The 15,004-nt window shown below is 71.2% G+C and carries 12 protein-coding genes and 3 tRNA genes; 8 read left to right on the forward strand and 7 right to left on the reverse strand.

The genetic code is table 11. The features are described 5' to 3' along the window. Positions 1-105: 105 nt before the first annotated feature. Both ACF3NS_RS05085 and ACF3NS_RS05090 read right to left on the reverse strand, forming a co-directional pair. Positions 106-2,679 (reverse strand): putative bifunctional diguanylate cyclase/phosphodiesterase, encoded by a 2,574-nt coding sequence (locus tag ACF3NS_RS05085; RefSeq protein ID WP_392468233.1) that lies wholly within the window; start codon positions 2,677-2,679, stop codon positions 106-108. 90 nt (positions 2,680-2,769) lie between these two features. Further along, positions 2,770-2,843: transfer RNA gene (locus tag ACF3NS_RS05090), tRNA-Gly, on the reverse strand. A 137-nt stretch (positions 2,844-2,980) separates the two neighbouring features. Here ACF3NS_RS05090 and dcd point away from each other — a divergent pair. Then, positions 2,981-3,559, forward strand: a complete 579-nt coding sequence (dcd, locus tag ACF3NS_RS05095; RefSeq protein ID WP_288799767.1) for a dCTP deaminase — start codon at positions 2,981-2,983, stop codon at positions 3,557-3,559. Positions 3,560-3,565: 6 nt separating this feature from the next. On the opposite strand, the gene ACF3NS_RS05100 is transcribed toward dcd, so the two are convergent. Together ACF3NS_RS05100 and ACF3NS_RS05105 are read right to left on the reverse strand one after the other, a co-directional pair. Continuing rightward, positions 3,566-3,979, reverse strand: coding sequence for a universal stress protein (locus tag ACF3NS_RS05100; RefSeq protein ID WP_392468235.1), 414 nt, complete (start codon positions 3,977-3,979; stop codon positions 3,566-3,568). A 316-nt stretch (positions 3,980-4,295) separates the two neighbouring features. Next, positions 4,296-7,667 carry a heterodisulfide reductase-related iron-sulfur binding cluster gene (locus ACF3NS_RS05105; RefSeq protein WP_392468237.1) on the reverse strand — a complete coding sequence of 1,124 codons (3,372 nt, stop codon included), beginning with the start codon at positions 7,665-7,667 and terminating at the stop codon, positions 4,296-4,298. Positions 7,668-7,906: 239 nt separating this feature from the next. On the opposite strand from ACF3NS_RS05105, the gene cysK reads away from it, so the two are divergent. Further along, complete coding sequence (gene cysK / locus ACF3NS_RS05110; RefSeq protein WP_154593934.1) at positions 7,907-8,842, forward strand: cysteine synthase A; 936 nt, start codon at positions 7,907-7,909, stop codon at positions 8,840-8,842. 48 nt (positions 8,843-8,890) lie between these two features. Further along, the gene (gene epsC, locus ACF3NS_RS05115; protein ID WP_154593933.1) at positions 8,891-9,550 is read left to right on the forward strand and encodes a serine O-acetyltransferase EpsC; all 660 of its coding nucleotides are present in this window, start codon (positions 8,891-8,893) and stop codon (positions 9,548-9,550) included. A gap of 111 nt (positions 9,551-9,661) precedes the next feature. Here epsC and ACF3NS_RS05120 read toward each other — a convergent pair whose 3' ends face one another. After that, the gene (locus ACF3NS_RS05120) at positions 9,662-10,039 is read right to left on the reverse strand and encodes a YtxH domain-containing protein (protein WP_154593932.1); all 378 of its coding nucleotides are present in this window, start codon (positions 10,037-10,039) and stop codon (positions 9,662-9,664) included. A gap of 64 nt (positions 10,040-10,103) precedes the next feature. Further along, positions 10,104-10,409 carry a YtxH domain-containing protein gene (locus ACF3NS_RS05125; RefSeq protein WP_392468241.1) on the reverse strand — a complete coding sequence of 102 codons (306 nt, stop codon included), beginning with the start codon at positions 10,407-10,409 and terminating at the stop codon, positions 10,104-10,106. A 128-nt stretch (positions 10,410-10,537) separates the two neighbouring features. On the opposite strand from ACF3NS_RS05125, the gene ACF3NS_RS05130 reads away from it, so the two are divergent. The 5 genes from ACF3NS_RS05130 to ACF3NS_RS05150 all read left to right on the forward strand — a co-directional run bounded on the left by ACF3NS_RS05130 (position 10,538) and on the right by ACF3NS_RS05150 (position 14,555). Next, positions 10,538-10,627 (forward strand) — tRNA-Ser (locus tag ACF3NS_RS05130). A gap of 268 nt (positions 10,628-10,895) precedes the next feature. Beyond that, the gene (locus ACF3NS_RS05135) at positions 10,896-11,099 is read left to right on the forward strand and encodes a cold-shock protein (RefSeq protein WP_019285274.1); all 204 of its coding nucleotides are present in this window, start codon (positions 10,896-10,898) and stop codon (positions 11,097-11,099) included. Positions 11,100-11,284: 185 nt separating this feature from the next. Next, entirely contained in the window at positions 11,285-13,000 is a 1,716-nt protein-coding gene (locus tag ACF3NS_RS05140; RefSeq protein ID WP_288799825.1) for an LCP family protein, read from the forward strand. Between the two features lie 65 nt (positions 13,001-13,065). Beyond that, a tRNA-Ser gene (locus ACF3NS_RS05145) sits at positions 13,066-13,156 on the forward strand. A gap of 175 nt (positions 13,157-13,331) precedes the next feature. Continuing rightward, the gene (locus ACF3NS_RS05150; protein ID WP_154593929.1) at positions 13,332-14,555 is read left to right on the forward strand and encodes an acyl-CoA dehydrogenase family protein; all 1,224 of its coding nucleotides are present in this window, start codon (positions 13,332-13,334) and stop codon (positions 14,553-14,555) included. Between the two features lies 1 nt (position 14,556). Here ACF3NS_RS05150 and ACF3NS_RS05155 read toward each other — a convergent pair whose 3' ends face one another. Then, on the reverse strand, positions 14,557-15,003 hold the full coding sequence (locus ACF3NS_RS05155; RefSeq protein WP_154593928.1) for a GtrA family protein: 447 nt from the start codon (positions 15,001-15,003) through the stop codon (positions 14,557-14,559). Between the last annotated feature and the right edge of the window lies 1 nt (position 15,004).

Consider the following 15,004-nt stretch of genomic DNA (forward strand, 5'->3'; position numbering starts at 1 on the left):
CACGGGTCGTTCCATGATGCTACTGGCGAGTAGGTTCTCGCAAGGAACTCGCGGGACACGTGACCACGACCACGCCCGGACGACGTCGTCGACGAGCCGGCAGGCTCACAGGTCGAGCACCGCCCCGCCCGCGATCTGCTCCGCGAGCGGCAGGATCTGACCCGCGGGGAGCGGTCGGGCGTAGAGATAGCCCTGGGCGGCGGTGATGCCGAGCATCCTGGCCCGCGACTCCTGGGCACGCGTCTCGATCCCCTCGGCCGTGATGGTGAGCCCGAGCTCGCGCCCCAGGCGGGACACGGCCGCCACCACGGCCTCGTCGCCGCTGGTCGCGCCGAGCCCCTGGACGAAGGTCCGGTCGATCTTGAGGATGTCGAGCGGGAGCGAGCGCAGGTTGGCGAGGCCGGAGTAGCCGGTGCCGAAGTCGTCGATGGCGACCCGTATGCCGAGGGTGCGGAGCTCCTTCAGGGTGGCCACCGTCTCCTCCGACTGCTCGAGCACGACCGTCTCGGTGATCTCCAGGATGAGCAGCTCCGGGGGGAGCCCGGACTCGTCGAGGACGCGGTGCACCGTGCTCGCGAAGCCGGGGGCGACGAGCTGGTGGACGCTGATGTTGACCGCCACCGTGAGCGGGTGCCCCAGCCGGAACCACTGCAGGGCCTGGTCGACCGCCTGCTCCAGCACCCACGTCCCGATGGCGAGGATCGACCCGAACTCCTCGGCGAGCCGGATGACTTCCTCGATCCCGATGAAGTCGCCCTCGGGGTCGGTCCAGCGCAGCAGCGCCTCGACGCCCGTCACCTGCTCGGCCCGCAGGTTGACGATGGGCTGGTAGAGGACGGTCCACCGGTCCGGACCGGGGGGCCTCGCCAGACGGCGGCGCAGGTCGCGGGTGCGGGCGAACTGCGCGAGCATCGTGGGCTCGAAGGTGCGGACGGTGCCGGGTCCCTCCCTGGAGGCCTGGCGCAGGGCGAGCTCCGCGTTGCGCACGAGCTCCAGGCCGGTGTGCCCCCCGATGCAGAGCCCGCCGCACGTGCGCAGCGTGATGTCGGGGATCAGGTCGGGGCGGTTGATGGCGTCCACGACGCGGTGCGCCTCGGCCAGGGCCTGCGCTGCGTCGGTGTCCTGCCTCAGCAGGACGGCGAAGCGCTGGTCGCTGAACCGGGCGAGGGAGTCGCCCGTGCGGATCGTGGCGCGCATGGTGCGGGCGACGGTCCGCAGCAGCTCCTCCCGGGCGTCGTCCCCCACGGTGTTGTCGGCCGGACCGGCCGTCGCGAGGTCGATGAGCAGCAGGGAGATCTCGCCCGTGGCGGACTCGTAGAGCCGGTGCCGGACGGCCCGGTCCAGGCTCGTCCGGTTGGGCAGCCCGGTGACGACGTCGTGGTAGGTCACGTGCTGCAGCCGTGACTGCAGGCCGACCCGCTCGGAGACGTCACGGACGGCGACCAGGTAGCCCCGGGCCAGCGGGGTGATGACGGACTCCACGTGCACCACCGCGGCACTGGTGGTGGTGAGGGCCGACTCGAGGCGCAGGGTGGACTGCATACGGGCGTTGGGGGCGTAGGTCAGGTGCGCCAGCACCTCGGGCGACACGTCCGGGAGGACGTCGCTGATGTGCTGCCCGGCCAGGTCGCTCTCGCGCAGGCCGAGGATCGTGCTGAGCGCCTGCGAGGCGAAGACGACGCGGCCCGTGCGGTCCAGCTCGATGATGATGTCGCGCGTCTCGCTCACCAGCAGTCGCATGTGGCGCTCCTGCTCCTGCACCGAGCTCGCCAGCTGGCGGGAGTGGTGGCCCTCGTGCAGGTGCAGCGCGACGAGCAGGAAGAGGATGAAGCACAGGGCGCGCACCGTCCCGGCCTCGATCCCGAGCGACCCCACCGAGAGCATGAGCGCCGCCCCCACGAGCAGGCTCAGCCCGCTGACGACGAACAGGTCGCGGTGCGGGTCGTGCAGGGTGCGGGCCAGCGGTGCGGCGGGGCGCCGGGAGACGAGCAGCGCCGCCCACGTCAGCAGGCCGCACTGCGCGATCCACAGGCACTGGGACACGGCCCAGGCGGCACCTCCCGGCAGCAGGTAGGTCAGCAGGTCGCCGACGGTGGAGCTCAGGACGGACAGGCCGACGAGGACCTGGATCCCCCGTGCGCGACCGCCGTGCGCCGGCACGACGAGCAACCAGCTGATGACGGCCGCGGAGATCCCCCCGACCAGACCGATGACGACGAGGACCGACTCCACGCCGGTGCCGAGGGCGAAGCCGCTGAGCCACCGCTGGGGGTCGAAGTGCCAGACAGCCGTCCACAGGCAGGCGGTGAGCAGCGTGGCGTGGATCATCGTGGTGACGAGCCTGAGTGCCGAGTCTGCGGCGAAGCACTCCACGGACTGGAGGATCAGGCACGTCGCGACGGCATACAGCACCGAGGGCGTCAGCCCCAGGCCCTGCCCGACGGTGACCTGGAGGAGGTTGGCGACCAGGTTGAGCGCCATGGCACCGGCCAGCAGCAGCCACCCGGCGCGGTCGAGCCCACGGCTGCGCACCGCGGCGACGGCAGCCACGGCTGCCGAGACCAGGGCAGAGGTCCACAGCAGCGGTGCCCCCAGCTCGGGACGGGTCAGAGAGGCCACCGACGGGAGGAGGACCAGGGGTACGCCGAGTGCTGCGGCGACCGCGGTCCGTGAATGCATAGGGCCATAGTGGAGCATGAGCCACGGGGAATCACGCGAACCCACAGATCAGGGACGAGGTGAAGGGGAAATCGGCACGAGCCGGACATCTGGAGCGGGTGACGAGAATCGAACTCGCACTGGCAGCTTGGGAAGCTGCTGTTCTGCCATTGAACTACACCCGCGGGCAGCACCTGCGTGCTGACGTGGGAGCCAGCATACCCAATCCCGGAGCGGTTCCCGTCACCGAACCGCCCGACCGTCACCGCCGCCGCCGAGTCGTCGACCCGCCGGCGTCACCGTGAGCGGTAGCGTGGCCGTCGTGCTGCTCTCCGACCGTGACATCCGGGCCCAGATCGACCAGGGCCGGGTGGTCCTGGACCCCTACGACCCCGAGATGGTCCAGCCGTCGAGCGTGGACGTGCGCCTGGACCGTTACTTCCGGCTGTTCGACAACCACAAGTACCCGGTCATCGACCCCGCCCAGGACCAGCCTGAGCTGACCCGGCTCGTCGAGGTCGAGGCCGGTGAGGGCTTCGTCCTGCACCCGGGGGAGTTCGTCCTCGGGTCGACGCTCGAGGCGGTCACGCTGCCGGACGACCTGGCTGCGCGGGTGGAGGGCAAGTCCTCCCTCGGCCGGCTCGGCCTGCTGACGCACGCCACCGCCGGGTTCGTCGACCCCGGGTTCTCCGGGCACGTCACCCTGGAGCTGTCCAACGTCGCCACGCTCCCCATCGTGCTGTGGCCCGGCATGAAGGTCGGCCAGCTCTGCTTCATGCGGCTGACCTCGGCCTCCGAGCACCCCTACGGCAGCGCGGTCTACGGGTCGCACTACCAGGGACAGCGCGGCCCGACCGCCAGCCGGTCGTTCCACAACTTCCACCGCTCCGAGCTGACCTGAGCAACGTCAGGCCAAGGTGGTCGGGGCCTCGTGCTCGGCCCGGACCGCCAGCACGGCGCACGCCGCGTCCAGCAGCACCTGCTTGGTGGTGTCGCTGACGATCCGCTTCTGCACGTGGGAGCGGTCGGTGACGCCGATGACCACCATCGTCACGTCGGCCTCCTCGATCGCGGTGAGGATCTCGTCGGCCCCGCGCAACCCGTGCTCCCCCTGGCGCCACCGCCAGTCGATCCCTGCCCCGTCGAGCTGCCGCTCGACCTCTCGGACCGCCTCCTCATCGAGCTCCGCGGGGGTGTCGTGCCAGTCACGGGCGGCGTTCACGACGATGACGTCGCAGCCCATCGCCCGGGCCTCGGCCACGCAGTGGCGCAGCGCTGCACGACCCGGCTCGGTGGGGGCGTAGGCAAGGCAGATCGTCATGGATCCTCCGTCGGCAGGTGGGGGACGGCCTCGGCTCACGATAGGTGGCGTGCCGGATCTGCGCCGAACGTGCCCCACGGGAGCGGGTAGGTGTGCGGGCTCCCCACCGGCATGGTCGCGTGGCAGTTTGCCCGCCGAGGGGGCGCAGATCTCGCGAGTCGCGGCGTGTCGTGCGCATGTGCGACCGCTCGGTGCCGTCCGGGAGTCGTGGGCGGGGGGTCGTGGGCTGGGGGCTCACTTTGTGCCGTCAGAAGGTGGGGGGAGGAAGCGAGAGGGGCGCGGCCATGGCCACGCCCCTCTCGCCTCGGGTCAGTCCTCAGTCCTCGTCCCAGGGGTCCTTTACCTGGTCGCCCGGGGGTATGACGATCTCCGGCTTCGCGGCGTCGGGCGTCGCCGCCGGCGTGGGCTTGGACTCCTTCCCAGGCGCGGGCTCTGGGTCGGGCTGGGTCTGGGCGGCCGGTGCCGGTGCGGCGGTGGCCGTGTCGTCGTCGTCGTCCCAGGGGTCGGCGACGTCGTTGGTGGTGGTGACCGGGGTCGGCTCTGGGTCGGGCTGGGTCTGGGCGGCCGGTGTCGGTGCGGTGGTGGCCGTGTCGTCGTCGTCCCAGGGGTCGGCGACGTCGTTGGTGGTGGGAGCCGGGGTCGGCTCTGGGTCGGGCTGGGTCTGGGCGGCCGGTGTCGGTGCGGTGGTGGCCGTGTCGTCGTCGTCCCAGGGGTCCTTTACCCGGTCGCCCGGGGGTATGACGATCTCCGGCTTCGCGGCGTCGGGCGTCGCCGCCGGCGTGGGCTTGGACTCCTTCCCAGGCGCGGGCTCTGGGTCGGGCTGGGTCTGGGCGGCCGGTGCCGGTGCGGCGGTGGCCGTGTCGTCGTCGTCCCAGGGGTCGGCGACGTCGTTGGTGGTGGTGACCGGGGTCGGCTCTGGGTCGGGCTGGGTCTGGGCGGCCGGTGCCGGTGCGGCGGTGGCCGTGTCGTCGTCGTCCCAGGGGTCGGCGACGTCGTTGGTGGGAGCCGGGGTCGGCTCTGGGTCGGGCTGGGTCTGGGCGGCCGGTGCCGGTGCGGTGGTGGCCGTGTCGTCGCCGTCGTCCTCGTCGTCCCAGGGGTCGGCGACGTCGTTGGTGGTGGGAGCCGGGGTCGGCTCCGGGTCGGGCTGGGTCTGGGCGGCCGGTGCCGGTGCGGCGGTGCCCGTGTCGTCGTCGTCGTCCCAGGGGTCGGCGACGTTGGCGGCGTGGACCGCCTCCTGGTCGTTCTCGTCCGGGACGCGCACCTCCTCCTGCTCCTCGGCCGCGGCCTCCTGCGTCGGGGACGTCTGCGTCTGCCGGTCGTCGCGGTCCGGCTTGATGCCCTCGGGCGCGCCGTCCGCAGCGACCCCGGCCGCCCCGGTGGCCGTGGCCGCCGCCGCTGCCGCTGCCGCCTCCTCGACGGGAGCCTCGACCTCGTCGCCGCGCCGGACCGCAGCGAGCAGCATCTGCGCGACGTCGACGACCTCCACCTGCTCGACGGAGGCATCGTCGGCCTCCTTGGCGGTGACGCCGTCGGAGAGCATGACGCGGCAGAAGGGGCAGCCCACCGCGATCCGGTCGGCGCCCGTGGCGAGCGCCTCCTCGGTGCGGTTCATGTTGATGCGGGTGCCGAGCTTCTCCTCCATCCACATGCGGGCACCGCCGGCGCCGCAGCAGAAGGACGTCTCGCCGTGGCGGGGCATCTCGCGCAGCTCGACGCCGGGGAGCGAACCGATGAGCTCGCGGGGTGGGGCATAGACGTTGTTGTGCCGCCCCAGGTAGCAGGGGTCGTGGTAGGTCACGACGGGTGCGCTCGAGGCGGGGTTCTTGGCGGTGGACTTGCGCGCGTCCTCGGCCGGGCGCGACACCGGCACGAGGCGCTTCTCGCGCACGAGACGGTTGAGCAGCTGCGTGTGGTGCAGCACCTCGTAGCTGCCGCCGACCTGTGGGTACTCGTTCTTGATGGTGTTGAAGCAGTGGGCGCAGGTCACGACGATCTTCGTCGCACCGGCCTCGTTGAGCTGCTCGACGTTCTGCTGCGCGAGCATCTGGAAGAGGACCTCGTTGCCCGCGCGGCGGGCGGAGTCACCGGTGCAGGTCTCGCCGTCACCCAGCACGGCGAAGCTGACACCCGCGGTGTCCAGGAGCTCGGCAACGGCGCGCGAGGTCTTCTTGGCGCGGTCCTCGAAGGCACCGGCGCAGCCCACCCAGAAGAGGTAGTCGACCTCGGACAGGTCCTCGACGTCCTTGCCGACCTGCTTGACCGGGAACGGCAGGTCCTTGGCCCAGTCGAGGCGGGCGCGCTGCGCCATGCCCCAAGGGTTGCCCTTGGACTCCATGTTCTTGAAGAGTCCGCCCAGCTCGGCGGGGAAGGCCGACTCGATCAGCACCTGGTTGCGCCGCAGGTCGACGATGGTGTCCACGTGCTCGATGTCGACGGGGCACTGCTCGACGCACGCGCCGCAGGTCGTGCAGGACCACAGCACGTCCTCGTCGATGACGGCCTCGGGGCCGAGTGCGTCGTATGCCGTGAGGGGGTGCTCCATGTCATACCCGGTCTGGCCGACGAGGGGCATGTGCGCGAGCGCCTTGGTGTGCTCCGGCAGCCCCGCCCGGGCCTCCTCCGAGGCCATCATCCACGGTGCCTTGGCGTGCGCGTGGTCGCGCAGCGTCATCACGAGCAGCTTGGGGGACAGGGGCTTGTCGGTGTTCCACGCGGGGCACTGCGACTGGCAGCGGCCGCACTCGGTGCAGGTGGTGACGTCGAGCAGCTGCTTCCAGGTGAGGTCCTCGGCCTTGGCGACACCCATCGAGGTGTCCTCGTCCATCTCCTCCACGGCGTCCATGGAGAAGGGCTTGCCGTCGATGGTCATGGGCTGCAGCGCGCCCAGCGCGGTCCGCCCGTCGGCGTTGCGCTTGAACCAAATGTTGAAGAAGGCGAGGAAGCGGTGCCAGGCCACGCCCATGGTGGGCTGCAGGGCGATGGTGATCATCCAGGCGAAGGACACGAGGATCTTGATCATCGCGACGAGGTAGATCGCCTCCTCGATCCCGGCGATGCTCAGACCGCCCCACATGCCGCGCATCCACCCTGTCAGCGGGAAGTGGAGCGCGATGTTGGTGCCCGGGTGCAGGCGCTCGACGTGGGCGGCCTCGAGGGTGCGCAGCAGCGCGATGCAGATGGTGACCGCGAGGATCGTGACCTCGACGTAGTAGGCCTGCCACCAGGTCGACCCGAAGAAGCGGCTGCGGCGGCCGTGCTCGCCGGCGGCGCTGCGCGGGTGCTGACGCTGGCGCACCACGATCAGCAGGATGATCCCGAGGAAGCCGCCGACCGTGAAGAGCTCGATCAGCCACTCGAAGGGCGGGAAGGTGCCGATGATCGGCAGCCGGAAGTCCGGCCAGATGAGCTGGAAGAAGGCGTTGACCAGCGTCGCGAACAGGATGAGGAAGGACAGCGCCGTGAACCAGTGCGCTATGGAGACCCAGGGCAGCCGCGCCATGCGCGTGTGGCCCAGGAACTCGCGGACCAGGGTCATCGTCCGCTTGGCCGGCTCGCCGGTGCGCGTCGGGTCGGGCCGGCCGGTGCGAAAGAGCCTGGTGAACCGGAACACCTGCCGGAAGAGCAGGATCCACCCGATGCTCGGGATCACGAAGCACAGCACGAGGGCTGTGGTCTGCAGCGCTGACATGCGGTGATCCTACGGTCGGGTAGTGACATGGCGGCACGTCTGACGAGTGATGTGTGACGGGGATCGCTAGCCCGGTCGGGTCCGGTCCCTGGGATGCGGCTGCGTCATCCCGCGTGGCATAACACAATGTTGGACAAGCGATAACGTGGGAATCACCTTCTCGTCCCGGACGTTGCCGCGGACGAGAACACGACAGGGCCCACGCGGCCTTCAGCCATCGAGAGAGCGGAGAACGCCCCATGCCCATCCACGACGACGTCACTTCCATCGTCGGACGCACCCCCCTGGTGCGCATCAACCGCATCATCGACACCAAGGACAGCGGCACCACCGTCGCGGCGAAGCTCGAGTTCTACAACCCCGCGAACTCGGTGAAGGATCGGATCGGCGTGGCCATCGTGGACGCGGCCGAGCAGTCCGGCGAGCTCGAGCCGGGCGGCACCATCGTCGAGGCGACCTCGGGCAACACCGGGATCGCGCTGGCCATGGTGGGTGCGGCCCGCGGCTACAAGGTCGTCCTGACCATGCCGGAGACCATGAGTGCCGAGCGCAAGGCCCTGCTCAAGGCGTACGGCGCCGAGCTGGTCCTCACCCCGGGCTCGGAGGGCATGAAGGGCGCCGTCAACAAGGCCGAGGAGATCGTCGCCGAGCGGCAGGGCGTGCTGGCGCGTCAGTTCGCGAACGCCGCCAACCCCGAGATCCACCGCCGCACGACGGCCGAGGAGATCTGGGCCGACACCGACGGCAAGGTCGACATCGTGGTCGCGGGTATCGGCACCGGCGGGACCATCACCGGCGTCGGCCAGGTGCTCAAGGAGCGCAAGCCCGGCGTGCAGATGATCGCCGTCGAGCCCGCCGAGTCCGCCATCCTCAACGGCGGTCAGGCCGGTCCGCACAAGATCCAGGGCATCGGTGCCAACTTCGTCCCCGAGGTCCTCGACACCGAGATCTACGACGAGGTCATCGACGTCAACATCGACCAGTCGGTCGAGTGGGCCCGCAAGGCCGCGACCCAGGAGGGCCTGCTCGTCGGTCTGTCCTCCGGCGCCGCGCTCTACGCCGCCGCCCAGGTCGCCGCCCGGCCCGAGAACGCCGGCAAGACGATCGTGGTCATCATCCCCTCCTTCGGTGAGCGCTACCTGTCCACCGTGCTGTTCGAGGGCATCACCTCCTGATCGGCCGTATGCCGAACCACCCGCCGCCACACGAGATGAGCTGATGACATGACGACCTTCACCACCGCCGCGGCCCACCGCGCCAAGGCCGACGTCAACCTCGCCCCGCTCGTGACCCAGCGTCAGGGTGGCGTGGGCTTCGTGGCCGGGGTCCTGGAGGACCTCGACGCGGCGATCGAGAGGGACCCGGCGGCGACCGGTCGCCTGCAGATGGCCCTGGTCTCGCCGGGCCTGCACGCGGTGTGGTCCCACCGTGTGACGCACCAGCTGTGGCAGCGCCCGTCGCTGCGGCTGCCGGCGCGCCTGCTGTCCAACGTGACGCGGGCCCTGACCGGCGTGGAGATCCACCCGGGCGCGACGATCGGTCGGCGGTTCTTCATCGACCACGGCATGGGCGTCGTCATCGGCGAGACGGCCGAGATCGGCGACGACTGCATGCTCTACAACAGCGTCAACCTCGGGGGCCGCTCGCTCGCCAAGGGCAAGCGTCACCCCACGCTGGGCAACGGTGTCACGATCGGGTCGGGCGCCCGCGTCCTCGGCGCCATCACGCTGGGCGACGGTGCGCAGGTCGGCGCCAACGCCGTGGTGGTCAAGGACGTCCCGGCCAACGCCGTCGCCGTCGGCATCCCCGCGCAGGTGCGGATCCCGGGGCCGGACCAGAGCCCGACCGACGCGATGTATGACGATCCCGCCGTCTGGATCTAGCCGCCCTGGACCGGGCCGCCGCGCGACCGGGCGGTCCGGTCACGCGCACGACGGAGGCGCCGCACCCCCGCGCGGGGTGCGGCGCCTCCGTCGTGCGGGCAGGGCCCTCGGTCAGTGACCGGACTCGTACTTGACGGTCTGCGGCTCCACGTCGCTCGAGCTCTCGACCCCGATCTGGTTGCCGGAGTGGTCCCCGGTGACCTTGGACCTGGCGGTGGCCGCGGCACCCTGGGCCTTGGCCTGGGCGGCACCGGCCGCCTCCTGCGCCTTGGCCTGGGCGGCGGCGGCGGCCTCCTGGGCCTTGGCCTGCACGACGGGGGCCTTCTCCTTGACGGCGTCCGTCGCGAGGGCGACCTTCTCCTGGACGCGGGGGTCGTTCCAGACGGTGTCCGCCTGGGACTTGATCTGCTGGTAGCGGCCCTGGCCGGCGCGGGCGCCGAGGACGTAGCCGAGGCCGGCGCCGGCGATGAACATCAGTCGCTTCTGCATGTGGAGTCTCTCCTAGGGGTTCGGGGTGACCGCCGAGGCGGTCGTCGACGTCAGCCGTGCGGTGTCAGCCGATGCGGCCGTCGGTGGTGGGGGTGACGCCGGTCGTGGAGGCGGAGGGGGAGGTCGAGGTCGACGCCGGGGCGGTGCCGCCGGAGACCGCACCCACGGCCTTGTCGACCAGCCCGTGCGCCTGCGGCGGGGTCTGCGCCTTGACGGCCTGCGCGGCCTCCGCGATCTTGCTCTGGACGGACGGGTTCTGCAGGGCCGAGGTCGACCGCTGCACGAGCGCGTCGTACTGCCCACGACCGCCACGGGCACCGAGGACGTACCCGGCGCCGACGCCGGCGAGGAAGCTGAGCTTGTTGAGCATGATGGATCCTTCCGGTAGGAGTGAACGCTTGTCGTCTCCATGCCCCGAGCGGCTCCGCCTTATGACCCTAGGCCCGACTTTTTGCCGGACCGGTAGTCTGTGCGGGTCCCGCACGCAGCTGCGGGTCGGGAGGGCTCGCATAGTGGCCTAGTGCGGCGGTCTTGAAAACCGCTAACGGTGCAAGCCGTTCGTGGGTTCGAATCCCACGCCCTCCGCCAGGTCGGGGCGGCGGATCGACGCAGTCACCGATTGTTCACCTCCTGGGGATCACAGCGGACCGCCCCGGTGGTAGGTTGGGGCACGGTTGCTGAAGCAGTTCCTCGCAAGACGTAGATGTAGCCCTCCGCCTCCCGGCCCCACCGGCTGGCCGCGCGGGGGTCGTTCACGAAGGACGGGCATGTCCCGTGACGTGGGGGGTAAGGCAATCTGGACGGGGCGCATCCTGCTCCCCGGTCATAGCCAGACATAACGAAAGTAGTAATACCCATGGCACAGGGCACCGTTAAGTGGTTCAACGCTGAGAAGGGCTTCGGCTTCATCGCTCAGGATGGTGGCGGTCCGGACGTGTTCGTCCACTACTCCGCGATCCAGAGCAACGGCTACCGCAGCCTCGACGAGGCGCAGCGCGTCGAGTTCGAGGTCACCCAGGGCCCCAAGGGCCCGCAGGCGGACGCCGTCCGCCCCATCTGATCCTCATCGATCTCCTCCGGCGCTGACCGGCTCCCACGGAGCCGGACCCGGAGACCAGGACCCCCGACAGACGACCTGTCGGGGGTTCTCGGCGTCAACAGGAGGGTTTGCCCAGGCTGCGTCGATACACTCGGCCGAAGTCTGGTCGGCCAAAGCCTGCCGTCGCCAACCTGAAAGGTCGCCCCGTGAAGGATCCTGACGAGTCCGCACGCCCGGGCTCGGCGGCCTCGACGCCGGGTGGATCGGCACCGGACGGCTCCAGCACCCCGGAGTCCTCGCTGCCTTCCGATCTCACCCGACGAGAGCTGCGCGCCCTGCGGCGCCGGCGTCCGATCCTCAAGGGGATCGTCATCGCGCTCGTCGTCGTCCTGGCGGTGGTCGTCGGCGGCGGGCTGTACGCGGCATACCGACTGAACGGCAACCTCTCGTCGCTGGACATCACCGACAACCTCCTCAAGCCCGCGCCGGGCGCCACCACCGACCCGACCACGGGCCACACCGCCATGAACCTCCTGGTCATGGGGGTCGACACCCGTGAGGGTGCCAACAGCGCGTATGGCGACCCCACCGAGGACCCGGGGCTGCGCTCGGACACGACGATGCTCGTGCACCTGGCCGCCGACCGGCGCTCGGCCGTCGTGGTGTCCATCCCCCGCGACGCCATGATCCCTGCCCCGCCCCGCCAGGGTGAGTCGTCCGCGTCGGCCTCCTCCGCCGCGACGCCGAGGGCGGCCACCTCGTCGACCACGCCCGCCACCGCGGCCACGTCGACGCAGACCGGCGCCGGCCCCGGATGCGTCATCGACGCGCCGGTGAGCCGGTGGACCAAGCGGATGTTCAACTCCAACATCGAGGACGGGGGCGTCACCTGCGTCGTGGCCACCGTCATGCAGAACACCGGCATCTCGATCGATCACGTCATGACCGTGGACTTCACCGGCTTCAAGAACATCGTGGACGCCCTCGGCACGGTCGAGATCTGCACGACCTCACCGGTCAAGGACAAGTACAGCGGCCTCGACCTGGCCGCCGGACGGCACAGGCTCAACGGCGAGCAGGCGCTCGCGTTCGTGCGCACACGGCACGGGGTCGGTGACGGCTCGGACACCGGACGCGTCAAGCTGCAGCAGGACTTCCTCGCGGCCGTGGTGCGCCAGGCGACCTCGACCGGCGTGCTCCTCAACCCGCCGCGGCTCTACAACGTCCTGGACGCGGCCACCCGGTCCCTCAAGACCGACGCCGAGCTCGCCAACGTCTCCGCCCTGTCCGGCCTGGCGGCGCAGCTGCGTGAGATCAGGCCGGCCAACATCCGATTCATCACGGCGCCGATCGAGCCCTACCCCCAGGACAAGGAGCGCGTGCAGCTGAGCGCCGCCGCGGGGCCCCTCTGGGAGATCCTCCGCAAGGACGAGCCGTGGCCCGGCACGACCGGAGCCTCGGGATCGGCCTCCGCCGCCGCCAGCTCGACCCCGGCCGTGGCGCCCAGCTCGGTCTCGGTGGCCGTCGAGAACGCCTCGGGCACCGCCGGCCTCGGTGGCCAGGTGGCGCAGGCGCTGCGCGTGCAGGGCTTCACCGTCGGTGCGGTGACCGCGGCCGCCGCGCCGAGCAACGGCGTGGTCGTGCACCACACGGCGTCCCAGCTCGCGCAGGCCCAGGAGGTGGCGCTGGCGTTCCCCGGCGCCATCCTCAAGGCCGACGGCGCCGCCGGCAGCTCCGTGCGGGTGTCCGTCGGGCGCGGCGCCCCCAGGGTCGTGGCGGTGCCCAACCGCGCGGGCCAGGCGCCGCTGCCCGCGCAGCCGATCACGGCGGCCCCGGTGCCGGGCAGCACCACCTCGAGCACGCCCACGTTGGAAGCCAAGGTGGCTAGCGACGACGTGTGCAGCGACACCAGCAAGAGCTGACCCAGCCGCGGTGCGGGCGTTTTGGTCCTGCGCGCGCCCGACCGGTAGCCTGTGCGGGTTGCACTGGAGGTGTCGCATAGTGGCCTAGTGCGCCCGCCTGCTAAGCGGGTTGAGGTTGAAAACCTCTCGCGGGTTCAAATCCCGCCACCTCCGCCACCACCCTCACCAGGGACCGAGAGCCCCCGACCATCGTGGTCGGGGGCTCTCGTCTCTGCCCGCCTCGCGTCCTCCCGCCCGTATGCCGACCCGGCCGCCGTCTCGGCATACGGGCACTCGGTCCGGGATGAGACCCCGGTCATGGGCGGGGTGAGGCACGGCTTACCGTGATGACATGGACTTCTCTTTGTCTCCGGTGCAGGAGCAGTGGCGCGACCGGATGGCCGACTTCCTCCAGCGGGAGGTGTATCCCGCCGAGGCCGTGGCCCGTCGGGAGGTCGCCGAGCTCGACGCCGAGCACCGCTGGACCCGGCCCGCCGTCATGTCGCGGCTGGCGGACGAGGCTCGGGCCGCGGGCCTGTGGAACCTCGGGCTCCCGGCTCCCTACGGCGCCGGGCTGAGCCACCTCGACCTCGCCCCCGTCGTCGAGCTGTCGGGACGGTCGCCGCACCTGGCCCCGGAGGCCATCAACGCCAACAGCCCCGACGTGGGCAACATGGAGCTGCTGCTGCGCTACGGCTCGCCGGAGCAGCAGGAGCGCTGGCTCGCACCGCTGGCGGCCGGCGAGATCCGCTCGTCCTTCGCGATGACCGAGCCCGACGTCGCGTCGTCCGACGCCGGCAACATCTCGACGTCGATCGAGGTCGACGAGCAGACCCAGGAGGTCGTGATCAACGGCCGCAAGTGGTGGTCGAGCGGGGCCATGGCTCCCGACTGCCGCGTGATGCTCGTGATGGGCAAGTCCAACCCCCGCGGGCAGCGGCACCTGCAGCACTCGGTCGTGATCGTGCCGCGGGACACCCCCGGCGTGCGGGTCGTGAGGTCGATGTCGGTGCTGGGCTACGACGACCCGTTCACCGGGGGGCACGGGGAGGTCGCCTTCGAGGACGTGCGGGTGCCGCTGGCCAATGTCGTGGGCTCGCTGCACCGCGGCTACGCGCTGGCGCAGGCCCGCATGGCGCCCACCCGTCTGACGCACTGCCTCAAGCTCGTCGGGGTGGCCGAGCGCGCCTTCGACCTGATGGCCGAGCGCGTGCCGCGACGGGTGGCCTTCGGGCGGCCGCTGGCGCAGCACGGTCTCGTGCAGGAGTGGGTCGCCCAGTCCCGCGTGGCGATCGACCAGGCCCGCTGGCTCGCCTACCGCGCGGCGTGGTCGCTGGACCACCAGGACGACCAGGACTCCGCCGCGGCGATCTCCGCGCTCAAGGTCGTGGCGCCCTCGATGGCCAGCACCGTGGTCGACCGGGCGATCCAGGCGCACGGCGCGCTGGGTCTGTCGCAGGACTCGCCGCTGGGGGAGCTCAACGCCTACGCCCGCCAGATGCACATCGCGGACGGGCCGGACGAGGTCCACCTCATGGCCGTGGCCCGGCACGAGCTGCGGCGCTTCGCGGGCTGAGTCAGGACATCCAGCGGCGCAGCGCGACGAACCTCACGACCGTCGACGCGACGTTGGCGACCGCCACGACGGTGGTCTGCACGCCGGCCGACGCGGTGGGCGCGGTCACGTGCAGCGCGAGCAGCGCCAGGCTCGTCAGCCCCCACGTGACCGCGAACACCGCCATCCCCTGCAGCTGGTGCCGCAGCGCGTCCTGCCGGCCCCGCACCTCGAAGGTCCAGGCGCGGTTGGCCGCCGTGTTGAGCACGGTCGACACGAGCAGCGCGACCAGGTTGGCCGCCAGGGCGCCGAGCACGCCCGTCAGGGCCGCGAACAGGCCGAGGTGCAGCACCGTGCTGGCGACGCCGATCGTGGCGAACCTGCCCAGCTGCGTGGCCAGCTCGGCCCCTGGCCGTCGCCGGCCGTGCTCGTCGACAGGCGGGGCGGTCGAGGTGGTCGGGGTGGTCATC

The sequence above is a fragment of the Arsenicicoccus cauae genome, from assembly GCF_043162025.1.
GTDB lineage: Bacteria > Actinomycetota > Actinomycetes > Actinomycetales > Dermatophilaceae > Arsenicicoccus > Arsenicicoccus cauae.

Coding starts and splice junctions, on each gene's coding strand:
- ACF3NS_RS05100 (WP_392468235.1), bottom strand. CDS start 3,979: ATGACGATCTGCCTTGCCTACGCCCCCACCGAGCCGGGTCGTGCAGCG.
- cysK (WP_154593934.1), top strand. CDS start 7,907: ATGCCCATCCACGACGACGTCACTTCCATCGTCGGACGCACCCCCCTG.
- ACF3NS_RS05085 (WP_392468233.1), bottom strand. CDS start 2,679: ATGCATTCACGGACCGCGGTCGCCGCAGCACTCGGCGTACCCCTGGTC.
- ACF3NS_RS05150 (WP_154593929.1), top strand. CDS start 13,332: ATGGACTTCTCTTTGTCTCCGGTGCAGGAGCAGTGGCGCGACCGGATG.
- ACF3NS_RS05125 (WP_392468241.1), bottom strand. CDS start 10,409: ATGCTCAACAAGCTCAGCTTCCTCGCCGGCGTCGGCGCCGGGTACGTC.
- ACF3NS_RS05120 (WP_154593932.1), bottom strand. CDS start 10,039: ATGCAGAAGCGACTGATGTTCATCGCCGGCGCCGGCCTCGGCTACGTC.
- ACF3NS_RS05135 (WP_019285274.1), top strand. CDS start 10,896: ATGGCACAGGGCACCGTTAAGTGGTTCAACGCTGAGAAGGGCTTCGGC.
- ACF3NS_RS05155 (WP_154593928.1), bottom strand. CDS start 15,003: ATGACCACCCCGACCACCTCGACCGCCCCGCCTGTCGACGAGCACGGC.
- epsC (WP_154593933.1), top strand. CDS start 8,891: ATGACGACCTTCACCACCGCCGCGGCCCACCGCGCCAAGGCCGACGTC.
- ACF3NS_RS05105 (WP_392468237.1), bottom strand. CDS start 7,667: ATGTCAGCGCTGCAGACCACAGCCCTCGTGCTGTGCTTCGTGATCCCG.